The following is a 14,348-nucleotide window of genomic DNA, read 5'->3' on the forward strand; positions in this document are numbered from 1 at the left end:
CTTTTACCCGATATGAAAACCGCCATCGATCGGGATGACCGCGCCGTTAATCCAGGACGACTGCCCGCTGCACAAGTACAATACGGCATCTGCAATTTGCTGCGGCGTCCCCATGAACGGTCGCGTTTTCTCCTGCTCAGCCAGTCTTTCCGCTTCCTCGGGATTTTCTGTAAACTGACGAAACCATGAATTGATCAGTGGCGTTGCCACACCCCCCGGCATCAGGACGTTACAACGGACTCCCGCTTCCCGGAGATCCAGAGCCAAGCCTTGGGTCATATGATTCAAGGCGGCTTTGATCGTATCGTAAATCAAATTGTTCGGCTTGTTGCGGATACCGTTCACGGAACTTACATTAACCACCGCCCCCTTGTTCTCTTTAAGCCATGGAAGCGCAGCCTGAATCAGGAGGAACGGTGCCTTCAAATTAACGGCAAGCAAATCGTTCCAGTCTTCGTTCCTTATTTCTTCCATCGTTTTGTTGCACACAAGCGCCGCATTATTAATAACAAAGTCGATGCGTCCCCATTCACGGACAATGCGGCTAACCATTTGCGCGGGAGCTTGCGGATCAAGCAAATCCGCTTGCAAAAACATCGCTTCCCCGCCATGCTTGCATATATCGGCAACCATCCGCTCCCCGCGTTCGGCATCCCTTCCGTGTACAACGACCTTCACACCCTGCAGCGCCAACGTCTCGGCCACCGCTTTGCCGATACCGCTCGTAGATCCGGTAATTACAGCTATTTTTCCAGATAAATGGATGTTCATTGCTTTCGCCTCACTTGCGGGGACTCCCCCATTTGTCAAACTGCTCCTGGAGACTAAAGATGACAGGGGCGGCCTGCCAGCTTTCGGCAAAGCAGGCACCTGTTACAAAATCCCAATCACTTTCCGCATGCTCATCGATCTGCCGCTCCGCAATTATCAGTGACTCGTCGATTTCCCATACCATCACCAAGGTCAAACCGCAGCGGGTTATATCCAGACGGGTATAACCTTTATCCGCGAGCTGCCTGCGAATCGCATCCGGAATCCGCAGGTGCAACCGCTCATACTCGCTTATTTGTTCTTCTTCTAAAGAAGCAACCCAGACTCCGTTCTTCATCGTTCGACTCTCTTTCGTACCCCTTTTATTGCCCCCAAGCCGAATCTTTCGCCGCTTTGGCTTGTGCGCTTCTTCTTTTATCAATATTTTTCAATATTTCGTTGGGCGTCATTTTTCCCGTCAGCATCGCACTCATATCTTTGCCCATATCCATCCACTGCGGATTCACATATTTGACAGCCGTCTGGAAAACGGTTCCTTGCTTTTTGCCGTATGTGTCAAAGAACTCTTTCTCTTCAGGTGTAAATCTATCCTTAATGCCCGAAAAGTTTATGGCCAGGAAGCGAGGCTCATTGTCCAGGAAAAATTGCAAGTTTTCCTGCTTAGTCAAATATTGGAAGTATTGCTTGGCGGCATCGATATGCTTCGAGCCTGAATAAATAAATTTGCTTGGCGCCGCAGGAGCAACGTTCATGATTTGATTGTCGACAAGCGGGATCGGAAAGAAACCGAAGGTGCTCGCTTTTACATCCGGAAATGCTTTTTCAATCGTAGAAGCTAATCCGAGATTGTGAACGGTCATAGCGAACTTTCCGCCGGCCATATTTTTCTCCGTATCTGTAAACGTATTGGACAAATAGCTTTCGCCCATATAGCCCGATTGGGCCAGTTCGTTAAACTGGGTCAGCGCCTTTTCCATGATCGCTACATTGGCGAATTGCTCTTTGTTGCTGTTTAATTTTTCCGTTAACCCCGGGTTGGCTTCCTCGTACTTCGGTCCGATTTCCGGGAACCAGAGCACGTGATGCCAGCCGTCAGCGACCGGTTCATAAATCGGCGTTATGCCGGAATCCTTAATTTTTTGGCAGACCGCTTTGAATTCATCATAGGTTTTGGGCACGTTCAGCCCCAGCTTTTCAAAGATTTTCTTGTTGTACACCACATAAAAATCATAGCTCGGGTCCCAAATCGTCAGCGCATACACCTTGCTTTTCCAAGTAGCCTGCTGCAGGAATAACTTGTCTTCCCGGTTCACCCATTCTTCGCCGCTTAAGTCCACCGCATTTTTCTCGACATCATAACTCGGGCCCAAGTCGAATTGGCCGTCCTGCCCGCCGAAAATATCCGGGGCTTCCTTGGCATTCAATTTCGTTTTCAAAAGGTTTTGATACTGATCCGCGGGCACGATCTGGTAATCAATATGGATGCCTGTTTCCGTCTCGAACTTTTTGGCCAGCTGCATTTCGGAATCCTTGATCCAGTCTTGGCTCGCCATATAGGTTAGCGTGATTTTTTCTTTGGACTTGTTGTCCGTCTTGGTGGAAGACGAGCCGCTTGAAGCTGTGCCTGCAGCAGCGGGCGTTTCCGTTGTGCCGCTTGTTGATCCGCAGCCGGCCACAAGGCCTGCCAGCACACTGATTGATGCCAAAATCGCGAGCGTTTTTTTCATGCCGAATTTCCCCTTTTTTTGATAGTCTTTGTGAAATTGATGGCAAAATTCATTGATTTGTTTGCGCTTTCATTGTAACTTGTGTCATTTATTTTAAAAATGCACAAATCCGTTTTGTTGTTTATCCTTTTTTTACTCGGCAACAAATTTGTTTGTTAACGTTCCCAGCTTTTCAATTTCTACGCTGACAATATCCCCATCCTGGAGATAGACCTGCTTCTCCGGCGGATAACCGAGCACGACACCTTCCGGCGTCCCCGTCAAAATAAGATCGCCCGGCTCGAGCGTCATATGCTGTGAAATATAGCTCACAATTTCATCGCAGCGGAAAATCATATCCGATGTGTTCGATCGCTGCCTTACTTCCCCATTCACCAGACATTTGATTTCCAACTGATTCGGATCTCCGATTTCATCCGCCGTAACGAGATACGGTCCTGCCGGAGCAAATTTATCGCATGACTTCCCAAGCAGCCACTGCGGTGTTCTCATCTGCAGGTCTCTTGCCGACACATCGTTTACATTGCAATAGCCAAAGACGTAGTCCAGTGCTTCCTCCTTGTTCACATATTTGGCTCTTTTGCCAATAACGATGCCAAGTTCAGCCTCATAATCAACCTTTACGGATGTACGGGGCAGGGGAACGTCCTCCCCGCAAGCGGCCAGCGCATTGTTGAATTTGTTAAAAAGTATCGGATACTCTGGAATAGGGGCATTCGTCTCCTCCGCATGCTTGCGGTAGTTCAGCCCTACGCAAATGATTTTACCCGGCTCCGGCAAACAGGTTCCCCACTCAAGTGCCGCCTCTTGATACAGGCAGGGAGCGTCCGACGCTGCCGCAGCGGGATTCAACTGTTCGACATAACTCCGCAAAGCATCTATTGCCTGAACTCCCCCACCTATCAATTGCTTCATCGTTTGAGGCACTGCGCAATCCGCTTCAGCGGGAAATCGTCTTAAAGCTGCGCAAACGTCCACAACCCCCTGTTCGATTTTCACCCCTAATCGGTACTCTCCATTTTCTAGAAATGCAGCCAATCTCATTTCACTGACCTCCTGTTTTTTTGTTTACGCATTTTTACCGAATACGACGCCACCGTCAATATAAAGCGGAGAACCCATCATAAATTTGGATTCGTCTGAAGCCAGGAACAGCGCGGCTTGGGCCACATCCTCAGGCCGTCCCAATTCCCCGCTGAGCTGCCGCTTTTTAATGTTTTGTATGGATACTTCCGGGTTGTCGTAAGCCGTTTTCAAGTAATTTTCCACAAACGGAGTCATAATAGTTCCCGGTAACAGCGCATTTACTCTGATTTGATACGCTGCATAATCCACTTGCATCGATTTCGTCAAAGCCAAAACAGCCCCTTTGGTTGCCGCATAAGAGGCTCTGCGGGCGAGACCGATTTCTGCAACGCACGAGGACATGTTAATAATGCTCCCGGCACGGCGCTCCATCATATAGGGAAGCACATATTTGCACGGCAAGTACACGCCCATGATGTTGACATTCATCACCCGCTCCCAAGCATCGGGCTCCACTTCATGGAGCGCTCCCACACCGCTGATTCCCGCATTATTAAACAAGACATCAATCCTGCCAAATGCCGTCACAGCCTGTTCCGCCATCGCTCTTACGGAGCCCGGGCTTGTAACATCCGCCTGAATAAAAACAGCCTCGCTCCCGAGCGCCCTAAGTTCCCGGACAGTCTCCTCGCCTTTTACTGCGTCAATATCGTTAACAATTAATGTCGCGCCTTCTTGCGCGAAAAGAAGCGCCGAACTTTTCCCGATCCCGGAGCCGGCCCCTGTGATCAATACAATTTTGTTGGATAGACGCATAACAACCCTCCTCAAAACGGATAATAGACTAGCCTTTTACGGAACCGGCCGTCATTCCTGCAATAATATAACGCTGTCCGATCAAGTAGACGATAATAACAGGCAGACTTGTCATCACGATATCCGCACACACCAAGTTCCACTCCATCTGGTATTGCCCAAAAAAATTGTATACCGACAGCGTCATCGGCCATTGTACGGCTGTATTTAAAAAATAAAGCGGAAGCAAAAATTCGTTCCAGGAATTGAGAAACGCCAAGATGAATGCAGTCACCACCGCAGGCTTAAGCAGAGGGAAAATGATGGAATAGAACAGTCTTGCAGGGCTGCAGCCATCGATGATGCCCGATTCATCCAACTCCTTGGGGACACTTCCGACAAAGCCATACAAGATAAATACGGTGAATGGAATCTGCACGACCGCATAGAGGATAATGATACCGATTTGCGTGTTGATTAAGTGAGTCATCTGCATCACTTTGGTTAGTGTAAAATAATTCAAGGGCATGGCGATCCCCAAAATGACGAACAAATAGCAAAAGCGATTCAATCCGGTTTTGTTCCTGGCGTACACATACGCGGCCATCGCGGACAAAACAATGCACAGAACGGTTGAAACTCCGGAATAGAGCAAACTGTTCCAAAGCGATTGTCCCAGCTTGCCCTTCTCGAACACTACCAAAAAGTTTTCGAAGTGCAGGCTGTTCGGCAGTTCCAAGCCCATCGAGCTTGCCTGTACCTTGTCTTTGAGCGAATTGACGAGAATGACGACTAGCGGTGCCATCGTAACCAGGCTTAATATCCAAGCTGCCGCATTTTTCAAAACATTTTGCAACCAGCTGACCTTCATTTTGCCGCTTCCTCCTCTCTGTTCATCAGCTTAATGGCGAAGTATCCGATGACAACCATTACCAAAAAGATCAAGGTCGATAAGGCGGTGCCCACCGCATAACGCCCCATCGAGAATTCTTTGAATACCCCTGTGAACAGCACCTCCGTTGCATATCCCGGGCCGCCATTGGTGAGCACGTAAACGGTATCGAAAACTTTCATTCCATAGAGCAGATTCAATATGGTAGTGATCGTAATCGCAGGCATTAGAAGCGGGATCGTAATATGTCTGAGCTTATGCCAATAGCTTGCGCCATCGATGGAAGCCGCTTCATAATACATGCTTGGAATCGTTTGCAAACCCGCCAGCAAAATGACCATGATATACCCGGAACCTTTCCAGACATCCACTCCGATAATGGACTTAAATGCCAGATGTATATCCGTCAGCCAGTGCTTTGCCAGAAAGCCAAACCCTGTTGACCGCAAAAGTTCATTCAGCAGGCCATTGTCCGGATGAAGCACCGATTTGAAAATAAGCCCTACAATCAGCATGGGCACAACAGCCGGCATAAACATAACGACTCGATGGAAATTTTTCATACGGATCCCGTGATTCAGCATCAAAGCAAGCGCAAGACCGATTGCCGTTTTCAGCAAAATGGTCGATACCGTAAAGATCAGCGTATTTTTCACGTAGAACAAGTAATTTTCATCCGCAGAAAAAATGGTTTTGAAGTTTTCCAGCCCCGCATAGTTAATATCGGAAGTATAGCTGTTCCAATCCGTAAACGAATACATGATTCCCATGAAACCGGGCAATACGAAAAGCAGCACATACAGCAGAAACGCTCCCAACGTGAAATAGAAAGGGTACATATGTTTATTCATAGCTGACAGCTCCACTCGTTTTATTTCTCTAGCCTTCATTGTCCTCATCGATGATTACGCTTTCATTATAGTTTTATATGTTTCCCTAAACCATGCACAAATCAAGCTATTCGTTTGCACATATTTTACCTGCCTAAATATTTTGACAATAGTCGACACAAACCGCAAAATAAGATGGGAGGTGCGATTATGAATTTCAGGCAGAAATCCATCCGATCCATTCTGTTTCTGACCTACTCGATGATCATCGTTATCGTATTGACCATTTCGTTCATTGCCTTTTACTCCTGGTCCTCCTACTGGCTCAAGAATAAAGCCAAAGATTCAATTGCCAGCACGTCCGCCACGGTGAACGAAAAGCTGAATGCGGAAATACAGAAGATGGATACGGTTTCTCTCAATATTTTGTATTCCAATCTGGTCAAGGAACGGTTCCTCCAGTTCACCCAAGATTCTAAAGAGTTGGGAAAGCCGTCTTACAATGCCGGTGACGCTATTACTAATTCAAAGGATTTGACCGAAATACTCGTCGCAGCCAACGGCCCTGCTTTTCCGGCGCAGCAAATTTATTTGTACGATTTCGACGGCAATATGTTCGGTTCCGGCTACGATAACCGCAAATCCGTTATTCGTCTGGCAGATAAACCGTGGTATCAGGAAGTGCTGAAAAATGAAAAAGGAAAAGTGATCACCATTCCGGAAAAGGATGAAGAATTAGCTCAATTTCTTTCTTCCCAGGATGACGCCAGCTCCATTTCGTTATTAAGGGTTTTCTTCGACAAGTACAATACGCCGGAAGGAATAGCCGAGGTCAAACAATCCGTAAGCAATGCGTTTAAATCGGTAAGCAATCAGATCGCACAAACGGACGGGAGCGAGAAATTGATCGTTTACGACGATCAGGGAAATTTAATTTATCCGATTCACGCGAACAGTCAGAATTTAAACGAGTATATTCGTCATTTTCTGAGCCATTCAGATATATCCGACGGCTACATCATGAATCCGCAAACAAAAAACCGGGAATTGTACACGCTGAATCATTCCGACTACACGGGTTGGAATACAGCCGTCATCATTTCCGAAAAAAAACTTTTAGCACCTTTGACAGCGTTTACAAGAGCTTTTTTGCTGCTGAGCTTAATTATTCTGACATTGGCCATTTTCCTGTCTTATCTGGCGGCCAGGAGAATCACGAAGCCGATTGCTTCCATGCATGCAGCCATCAAGTCTACCAATCTCGAAACGATATCTTCCAACTCCCAATTGCAGCTGAACAGCGGGTTTAACGAACTGGATCGTTTGAAGCTTGCGTTTATTAAAATGAGCGAGCGGCTGAAACTGTCTATGGACCAGGTACTGTTATCTCAATCTCAAGAGCTGCAGGCCCGAATGCTGGCGCTGCAATCCCAGATGAACCCGCACTTTCTCTATAATACGCTGGCTACCATTAGCGTTATGGCAGAAGAGCATATGAACGAACAAATTGTGGGCATGATTGAAAACTTGTCCGACATGCTTCGTTACATTTCTTCCGACGATTCCAATCTGGTTGCAATGGATACCGAACTATCCTATACCGAAAAATATCTTCAATGTATAAAATATCGCTATGGAGGCAGTCTGCACTACGAATTCGAGATAGATGACAAGCTGCGGGATATCCATGTCCCCAAACTGATCATCCAGCCTCTTGTAGAAAATGCATTAAAATACAGCACAAAATTGTCCCCGCCCTGGCATATACACATACAAGGCTATGCGGATTCTTCCAGGTGGATAGTCAGCGTAAGGGATAAGGGTCCGGGGTTTTCATCGGAGGTTCTTGAGGAAGTGAACGCAAAAGTAAGCCATATTGAGCAAACGGGGCTAGTTCCGAATCTGCAGCTCGATGGAATGGGTCTCATGAACATATATATTCGTTTAAAAATGAGCTACGGACCGCAAATGGTATTTGAGATCGCCAATCTGCCTGAAGGCGGCGCTCAAGTTACCATAGGCGGAAATCTATAAAGGATGTAAGGAGGTGTATGCAATTCATGGGTACCATTAGAGTCGTTATAGCGGAGGATGAGCAGCTAATTTTGCATAATCTCGTAAAAAAGGTGCAGCAGATCGATCCTATATTCGAAGTATGCGGTACCGCACAGGATGGGGCGGCAGCCCTGCATTTGCTGGAAGATTCAAGCCCTGACCTGCTGATCACCGATATTCAAATGCCGGTCATGAACGGGTTAGAGCTTTTAAAACAAACGTCTCTGCTCTTTCCCCACGTTAAAAAAATCGTATTGAGCGGCTATGACGAATTCGAGTACGCCAGACAGGCGCTCCGGTACGAGACTGCAGACTACTTGTTAAAGCCCGTTAAACAGACTGAACTGGAGCAAGCGTTGGGCAGAATCAAAATGCAGTTGGATAAAGAGAGGAACCAAGCCAAGGTTCATAAACTCTCCATCCCGGAGAACCGCACTTACTCTCCCGAACAGATCGTTGACATGATTCAGCTCTTTATCAAAAATAACTACCGGCAAGAACTGACATTAGAGCAAATTTCCAAGCAATTTAATTTTAATGCTTCCTATCTGACGAAGTTATTTATCAAGCATACAGGCGAGCCGCCTTCCAAATATTTGATAACGCTTCGCATCAATGAAGCGCGGCACTTATTGAAAAACCAAAAAGAACTGTCTGTCAAAGAGATCGGGGAACGGGTCGGTTATCCGAATCCGTATTATTTCAGCCGAATTTTCAAACAGGTTGCCGGAGTTACGCCTAGTGAATTTCGGCTTCAGTAAGCGTCTTGGCCGGCAGCGCCGTCAAACGTACGGGGCTTTCCCGCATCGAACTACATCGATGGGAAAGCCCCGATTGTTATGGCATAGACAAGCAAGCAAGTAAGGATACTCTACTCATCAGGCTGTTGAAAAACCCCTGTGTCAGTGGCGATAACCACAATCTGCCTGGCAGCACGAAGAAAACCTGCAAAATTACATGAATTTGCGTCCTTGATCGCTGGCCTTGAAGAATTCCTGCAATTGTACAGGCTTTTCAGCGGGAACATGGGCTCAAGTTCACTTTCAGCGAAAATTCCTGCACTTTTGCAGGCTTTTCGCCAAAATAAGCCAGTTGCGGAGGAAAAACCTGCACTTTCGCAGGTTTTCTCTCTATCGATTCACCTAATCCCCCTTTGCTGAGAAGGCTGCAACCTGCAAGGGAGAAGCGCGCGCTAAGAAAGAGCGGCTTCGCCAAACATTAGGCTCCCCTTTTGATTCTCCTACCGCCGCAAACTTCCTCAACAGACAAGTCCATAGGCATTTTGGAGCGGTATTCCCTGCCCCCATCGTTTAAACTTACAATCTCAAAGTTGTTTTTGAGGAAAAGACTTAAATATCAAGTGTTTTTTACAATAACAACAAAGCCTCAATAAATCCTTAAAATAAACAATCTATGAAAATATTATATATTAATAGGTATATTTTCCTGATTTTCTATTCTAGTCAATTTGTATGATGAAATTTACAATTTTTGTGGTAATATTTTACTTGTTAATTAATACCATATATTATATTTATTTAGGAGGATTCTACGCCGTGAATCTAAAAACCATCACAGTAGCATTAGCAACAGTTTCCATGCTGGCATTCGGTACAAACTCCGCACTTGCTGCAAACAGTATTATTTATGAAAAATTAAACGACCAGAATAACAGTTTTAGCACTCCGGAACCGTTTCTTGCAGGAGACGTGACAGGTACTACAAATCCTTACACCTTCACCAAATTGGGTACATTAAGCAGCCCAACCGACCATGATTGGTACTCTCTCGAATTCCCTTCTTCTATTTATTTCCCAGGAATAACTGCAACAATAACACTAGTCATGCCGGCTGGCGGACAGGCGTACAATTGGGGAATCACTGATGAATGGGGCGGTTTTGTTTCTAAGGAATGGCTTGTTGATAACAATTCCATATCGCAGGTTCAAATTCATCCTCAGCCCAACACCAAGTACAAAATACATATTTATACGTCTCAAAATACTGTTAGTCCAAACTACTATCAATTATCAGTTAACTAAAATGAGTTGATTTGGGAAAAACACCGCCCCGGGCCGGCCCTCTTGAGCAGAGAGGCAGGTCCGAAGCGGTGTTTTCTACTTATTTACCTCGTACAAATAAAACACAAAATCGCTCGAAGCCCCGGCGTGTCCCGCTTGGCGGAGCATCGACGAAATGTTGCCGCGGTGGTACGTCCCGTGGTTGACGATATGGTGGATGAGTTCGTCGATGCTGGCGCGGAGCACGCCGTACGTCGGATGCGGGAACTCCTTGACCGCCAGCAAATCTGCCTCGTTTGCCAAAAAATCTTTATACTCCGCAGCCAGTACATCGTATGTGGCGTCGAGTTCTTCCAGCGTTTTGCCGCTCGTTCTTTCGCTGACTCCTTCAAGCAGCGCTACGACCTGCTCGTAGCTGCAGCCTTTCATTCCGGCCAGCCAGACGGAATCCGTTCGGTAGATTTTCATATTTACATCATAGCCAGTCTTCACTGACAACTGCAGTCAGTCAAGATAACGGGCCCGGTAAAAATCAAGAAGGCTGCCGGTGACTTCGACCAGCGCTTTTTTGAGACTGTCGGGCTCCATAACCCGGATCGTCCCTCCATAACTAAGCAGAAGATACGGAAGATGCCCGTCCATCGCCCTGGTTTCAATCATAAAATATGCCTCTGTCCGGGTACGCTTGACGATGGCGGCTCCCAGATACCAATGTCCGCACAAATCGTCGATGGCCTGCTCCTTGCCCTGAATCACTACCTGCATGAGCTCTTCCGGCCGATCCGATGGCGGCAGCAGGTTGGACAGAAAGAACTGTCTGGCCGAAAAGTCCGCCGGGCGCTCAAAGCGTTCGCCGGTCAGGCTCAAGCTGCGGATGCGGTCGACGCAAAAGCTGCGGATTTCACCGCGGAGCCGGCACTGGCCGACGACGTACCATTTGTTCTTCCAGTTGACGAGGCCGTAGGGGTTCAGTTCGCGCTTTTGGGTCGTGCTCCCGTATCCTTTTTGATAGTCCAAAACAAGGCTGCGGCTGTCGGCTGCGGCGCCTTCCAGGTCTCTCAGCATGGAAACCTCGGACGCATCCGCTTGCGGGCTGATCACATCGAAGCCCAGCTCGTGGCGGCGGATTGCGTGCTGCTGCTCCTGGTTCGTGTACAGCTTTAATTTCGCAGTGGCTCTCTCCAACTGCTCGCCAAACGGGTACCCGGCTTCCTGGGCGAACTGCGCGGCATGGATCAGCGCTTTTTGCTCTTCCAGGTCAAAAACGAGCGGGGAATCGGCGAACGGCCCCGACAAGCTGTAGCCGCCATGATGGCCGGAATCCGATATGATCGGAACCCCGCTGGCGCACAATGCGTCAATATAGCGGTAAACGGTGCGAACGTTGATCTCGAGCTTGTCCGCCAACTGCTTGGCGGTGACCCGTTTGCCTGATTTTAACATCCACAAAATCGACAGCATATGATCGGCCTTGGACATCGGGTGTACGCTCCTTTTCCGACAGGATTGCCTGTTATTCCGAATCAAGCTACAATGAAAAGCAAAAAGGAGCTGCTTGCAAAATGGTGTCCGCCCTCTTGTTATTTATTGTCGCAGGTCTCGCCGAAATCGGCGGGGGTTACCTCATCTGGCTGTGGCTCCGGGAGTCCAAGCCTTACGGGTACGGCATCCTTGGAGGAGTCATTTTGATCCTTTACGGTATTATTCCGACTTTGCAGAGCTTCCCGTCCTTCGGGCGCGTATATGCGGCTTATGGCGGCATTTTTGTCGTGCTGGCGGTTCTGTGGGGCTGGTGGGTCGATAAAAAAATGCCCGACCTCTACGACTGGATCGGGGCCGGGATATGCCTTGTCGGCGTTTCGGTCATGCTGTGGGCGCCCAGAGGGTAAACAAGCCGGCGCCGTTTTATAGCGATATCCGTTCCACCAGCTCATGCGAACCGAGCACAAGATCGGCGCGGATGGAGCAGGCTTGTGGATCGTCCAGGGCGGCCAAGAAATGCCCGACGATTCCGGCAAAGCCGCGGCGCTCCAGCACCGAATCCCAGCTGCCGAACGTACGGATGCGCGGCGGGGCCCCCTTTTCGTATAGGATGGCGGATTCCAGATTCGTCACTTCCGCAGACCGTCCGCTGCCGTGCAGCTCGACTTTTTCCAAGTCGGCGCCGGCCAGCCGGACCATGCTGTACGTCCCTGTCGCCGTGCCGAAGGACAAGCTTCCCGAAGCGTGAAGCAGCCTGCCTTCTCCATCCACCTGCTGATTGTACGTATTCAATTCATACGGGCCGTCTCCCAGCCACAGCAGCAGGTCCAGCATATGAATGAGATCGTCGTACAGCGTTTCCTTGGCGCTGTTCGTCTGCTGCTTGATGCGGTGTTTGGCGGCCGAGCACCAATCGAACCCGCCCGTTTCCGCCAGCCATTGCCGGGCCTCCGCATAGAGCGGGGCAAACCGGCGGTTAAAGCCCACCGCCAGCAGGACGCCTTTGCGCTCCGCATAGGAAGCCATTTCCACAGACTGCTCCCAATTGTAGGACAGCGGCTTGTCGACGTATACGGCCGCTCCCGCATCGATGCAGCGCATCGCGATATCAAAATGCGTCGGAGTCGGGCTGTGGACAAATACGGCGTCAAGACCGAGTCCAAGCAGTTCGTCAAGCTTGTCCGTTCCGAAAGGAATGCGGTACTTCGCCTTCATTCGCTCCACAGTAGCCGGCGTAGCGCTCATAATGCCGGCGATTTCCACCTGCTCGCTTGCCGACAGCAAAGGCAGGTACACTTTTTGCGCAATGTCTCCAAGACCGATCAGACCGATTCTTTTACGTCTCATTGTGTATACTCTCTCCTCTTCCATGATTCGTTCCCAAGCACAAAACGGCCTACCGTCAAGCCGAAAACAAGCAGCAAAGCGCCGGCCAGCACGGACACGCCGTATACCTGAACCCACATCGGCATTTCGGCGATCCATTCGTACACTTTGCCCCCGAAAATCGGGCCCAGAAATGCGGCAAATCCGGTTAAAGCGGAATATGCGGCCACGTACATCGGCCTTTCCCTTTTGGGCGTATCACCGATCGTAAACGCGAATACCATCTGGTTGAAACCGCCCAGGCCGATGCCGAGCACAATATGAACCGCATACAGCACGACAAGCGGCGGCAGTACGGCCAGCCCGCCCCAAAGCAGGCAAGCCGCGGCGATAATCGGCAGCGACCACAAAAGCAGGCGCTGTGCGCTGTAGCGGACGTTCAAGTTGCCCCAGACATAGTAGCTTCCCATCATAACAAGCGTATGGACGACCGTAATGAGCGAAACTTCTTCATAACTGATGTTCATCAGCTTGAGCATTACATATGAAAAAAACGGCACAGTCACGCCCTGCACGAACAGCCAGACCGACAGGAAGGCAATCGCCCGCACAAAACCGCGGTCCTTGAGCGGCTTGCCGATCATCCCGAGCGGATTGGCCTCCACAGACGGCTCGAAGGGCGGATTCGGGTAAAAGCAATACGCCAAAATATTCAAAAGCGCGCATACCCCGCTGATGATGAACAAATACTGGAAGCCTTCGCCGCCCGGAAACCGGTCAAGCACCTGGCCTCCGACGAACAAGGCCAAGCTGCTCATCGCCCCGAGCACCGTATTGCGGATGCCGAAATACCTTCCGCGCACCGCAGACGGCACCGCGTCGCTGATCAGGGACGTCCAGACGACGGTTCCCGCAGCATTGCAGACGTGAGCCGAAGTGTACAGCACGATATACATGACTACCCACAAATCCTTGGGAAAAAGAAAGGGAATCAGACCGACGGCAGGCCACAGAAGGCGGTGCAGCGAGCCGAAGACGAGCAGCATCGCTTTGCGGTTATGAATTTTTTGCATCACGACCGCCATTAAAATCTGAACGACATTCACGACCGTCGTTATCGCCAGCACGAACCCGATTTCCTGGGAGGAAGCACCCAGATAAAGCAAATACCCGGTCAGAAAAGGGCCTCCCAATAGCTGAAAAATAACGACAGCCGGAAAACCTTCCAAGATTGCTATCGTCAAGTATTTTCGTTTAGGCGACATTTTTTTCCTGGGATTACGCAATTTGTTCCAAATATTCATAGCTGCTGTCACCTCTTGTAGCCGTCTTGTGGGGTTTGTGCCTATCGGCCTATCTTTAAAGCTGCAATCTGCAAGTCTCTTGTGGTAAAATAGTTCTGTTAGCGTTAGACGAATCTATC

At 49.0% G+C, this 14,348-nt stretch carries 16 protein-coding genes; 4 read left to right on the forward strand and 12 right to left on the reverse strand.

Going from position 1 to position 14,348, the window contains the following annotated elements; translation table 11 throughout:
* Positions 1–3: 3 nt before the first annotated feature.
* From AC3G2T_RS34050 to AC3G2T_RS34080, 7 genes are all read right to left on the reverse strand, one after another.
* Complete coding sequence (locus AC3G2T_RS34050; RefSeq protein ID WP_474686667.1) at positions 4–771, reverse strand: SDR family NAD(P)-dependent oxidoreductase; 768 nt, start codon at positions 769–771, stop codon at positions 4–6.
* A gap of 10 nt (positions 772–781) precedes the next feature.
* Positions 782–1,108, reverse strand: a complete 327-nt coding sequence (locus AC3G2T_RS34055; protein ID WP_474686666.1) for an L-rhamnose mutarotase — start codon at positions 1,106–1,108, stop codon at positions 782–784.
* Positions 1,109–1,133: 25 nt separating this feature from the next.
* Complete coding sequence (locus tag AC3G2T_RS34060) at positions 1,134–2,498, reverse strand: ABC transporter substrate-binding protein (RefSeq protein ID WP_474686665.1); 1,365 nt, start codon at positions 2,496–2,498, stop codon at positions 1,134–1,136.
* A gap of 132 nt (positions 2,499–2,630) precedes the next feature.
* The gene (locus AC3G2T_RS34065) at positions 2,631–3,542 is read right to left on the reverse strand and encodes a fumarylacetoacetate hydrolase family protein (protein ID WP_474686664.1); all 912 of its coding nucleotides are present in this window, start codon (positions 3,540–3,542) and stop codon (positions 2,631–2,633) included.
* Between the two features lie 24 nt (positions 3,543–3,566).
* On the reverse strand, positions 3,567–4,340 hold the full coding sequence (locus tag AC3G2T_RS34070) for an SDR family NAD(P)-dependent oxidoreductase (protein WP_474686663.1): 774 nt from the start codon (positions 4,338–4,340) through the stop codon (positions 3,567–3,569).
* Positions 4,341–4,368: 28 nt separating this feature from the next.
* The gene (locus tag AC3G2T_RS34075) at positions 4,369–5,190 is read right to left on the reverse strand and encodes a carbohydrate ABC transporter permease (RefSeq protein ID WP_474686662.1); all 822 of its coding nucleotides are present in this window, start codon (positions 5,188–5,190) and stop codon (positions 4,369–4,371) included.
* The gene (locus AC3G2T_RS34080; protein ID WP_488438236.1) at positions 5,187–6,062 is read right to left on the reverse strand and encodes a carbohydrate ABC transporter permease; all 876 of its coding nucleotides are present in this window, start codon (positions 6,060–6,062) and stop codon (positions 5,187–5,189) included. The genes AC3G2T_RS34075 and AC3G2T_RS34080 overlap by 4 nt, the downstream gene beginning before the upstream one ends.
* Positions 6,063–6,251: 189 nt before the next feature.
* Between AC3G2T_RS34080 and AC3G2T_RS34085 the strand changes: the two genes are divergently transcribed.
* Both AC3G2T_RS34085 and AC3G2T_RS34090 read left to right on the forward strand, forming a co-directional pair.
* Positions 6,252–8,075, forward strand: a complete 1,824-nt coding sequence (locus AC3G2T_RS34085) for a cache domain-containing sensor histidine kinase (RefSeq protein ID WP_474686660.1) — start codon at positions 6,252–6,254, stop codon at positions 8,073–8,075.
* A gap of 26 nt (positions 8,076–8,101) precedes the next feature.
* Entirely contained in the window at positions 8,102–8,857 is a 756-nt protein-coding gene (locus AC3G2T_RS34090) for a response regulator transcription factor (protein WP_474686659.1), read from the forward strand.
* A 253-nt stretch (positions 8,858–9,110) separates the two neighbouring features.
* Here AC3G2T_RS34090 and AC3G2T_RS34095 read toward each other — a convergent pair whose 3' ends face one another.
* On the reverse strand, positions 9,111–9,311 hold the full coding sequence (locus AC3G2T_RS34095) for a hypothetical protein (protein WP_474686658.1): 201 nt from the start codon (positions 9,309–9,311) through the stop codon (positions 9,111–9,113).
* A gap of 341 nt (positions 9,312–9,652) precedes the next feature.
* Here AC3G2T_RS34095 and AC3G2T_RS34100 point away from each other — a divergent pair, with 341 nt between their 5' ends.
* Entirely contained in the window at positions 9,653–10,138 is a 486-nt protein-coding gene (locus AC3G2T_RS34100; protein ID WP_474686657.1) for a hypothetical protein, read from the forward strand.
* Between the two features lie 75 nt (positions 10,139–10,213).
* Here AC3G2T_RS34100 and AC3G2T_RS34105 read toward each other — a convergent pair whose 3' ends face one another.
* Positions 10,214–10,585: a DinB family protein gene (locus AC3G2T_RS34105; RefSeq protein ID WP_474686656.1), complete on the reverse strand. Its 372-nt coding sequence runs from the start codon at positions 10,583–10,585 to the stop codon at positions 10,214–10,216.
* Positions 10,586–10,621: 36 nt separating this feature from the next.
* Positions 10,622–11,596 carry a helix-turn-helix transcriptional regulator gene (locus AC3G2T_RS34110; RefSeq protein ID WP_488438237.1) on the reverse strand — a complete coding sequence of 325 codons (975 nt, stop codon included), beginning with the start codon at positions 11,594–11,596 and terminating at the stop codon, positions 10,622–10,624.
* Positions 11,597–11,679: 83 nt separating this feature from the next.
* Here AC3G2T_RS34110 and AC3G2T_RS34115 point away from each other — a divergent pair, with 83 nt between their 5' ends.
* Entirely contained in the window at positions 11,680–12,006 is a 327-nt protein-coding gene (locus AC3G2T_RS34115) for a YnfA family protein (protein ID WP_474686654.1), read from the forward strand.
* A gap of 16 nt (positions 12,007–12,022) precedes the next feature.
* Here the strand turns inward: AC3G2T_RS34115 and AC3G2T_RS34120 are convergent, their stop codons facing one another.
* Both AC3G2T_RS34120 and AC3G2T_RS34125 read right to left on the reverse strand, forming a co-directional pair.
* On the reverse strand, positions 12,023–12,946 hold the full coding sequence (locus AC3G2T_RS34120) for a Gfo/Idh/MocA family protein (protein ID WP_488438238.1): 924 nt from the start codon (positions 12,944–12,946) through the stop codon (positions 12,023–12,025).
* Positions 12,943–14,229, reverse strand: a complete 1,287-nt coding sequence (locus tag AC3G2T_RS34125; RefSeq protein WP_488438239.1) for an MFS transporter — start codon at positions 14,227–14,229, stop codon at positions 12,943–12,945. The genes AC3G2T_RS34120 and AC3G2T_RS34125 overlap by 4 nt, the downstream gene beginning before the upstream one ends.
* Positions 14,230–14,348 lie beyond the last annotated feature (119 nt).

The sequence above is a fragment of the Paenibacillus sp. sgz302191 genome (assembly GCF_057749925.1).